This is a genomic window from Brevibacillus reuszeri, from assembly GCF_002897295.1.
Classification (GTDB): domain Bacteria; phylum Bacillota; class Bacilli; order Brevibacillales; family Brevibacillaceae; genus Brevibacillus; species Brevibacillus reuszeri_A.
Window position 1 is genome coordinate 1 of sequence record NZ_BEXF01000128.1, and the last position, 577, is coordinate 577.

Annotated in this window: 2 protein-coding genes; both read right to left on the bottom strand. The window is 41.9% G+C overall.

Annotation, left to right across the window (positions count from 1 at the left end):
• Positions 1 to 13 precede the first annotated feature (13 nt).
• Positions 14 to 265: a hypothetical protein gene (locus tag C3B52_RS35790; RefSeq protein WP_103111019.1), complete on the bottom strand. Its 252-nt coding sequence runs from the start codon at positions 263 to 265 to the stop codon at positions 14 to 16.
• A gap of 37 nt (positions 266 to 302) precedes the next feature.
• Positions 303 to 577, bottom strand: a 275-nt coding sequence (locus C3B52_RS35795; RefSeq protein ID WP_373419762.1) for a DUF2829 domain-containing protein, incomplete at its 5' end; no start/stop codon positions are given.

Sequence of the window (577 nt, forward strand, 5' to 3'; positions counted from 1 at the left end):
ATTGTTTTATTAATCACTCGAATGCTTCGTATGTTGCCTCAAAAATGTCTGGCTTGCAGGGGTAATATTCACCCTTTACTCCTTTAATGATGTAATCTCCAGCATTTGCCCTCATCGTGCCTTCCAAAGTTTCAATAACTACGATTTCCCCGTTGTATTCAGAGTCCAACGGCTTCCCTACAAACTCACATATCTCAATATAGTTGGATAAGCCTTTGTATTGCTTTGCTTCAATCACAACTGGCTTTTTGCGATACTTTGCCATTTAAAATTCCTCCCCATTTATCAAATCGTGTGGTTTGTTAAGACACTACAAGCCAATCCTCTGCCAACATATCCGTTTGACTAGCCAGCCAAGGAACAAAGCAATTGTCTGCTGTCTTCATTCCGATCCATGGAAGCTTCTCTAAACCGAGTGAATTGACGTCGCTTGGGTTGTAACGACATACTGGAACTAGCGTCAACCACATGCCCTTTCCGTTCCAACCAGATCGTGCTGCTTTCTTTCCTTGCTTCAATGCTTCAATTGCCTGTCCGAAATTCATCATGTCATACCTCTCCTTTTCATAATTACCGT

Bases quoted from the DNA above. Each gene is read 5' to 3' on its own strand.
- C3B52_RS35790 (WP_103111019.1), bottom strand. From the start codon at position 265: ATGGCAAAGTATCGCAAAAAGCCAGTTGTGATTGAAGCAAAGCAATAC.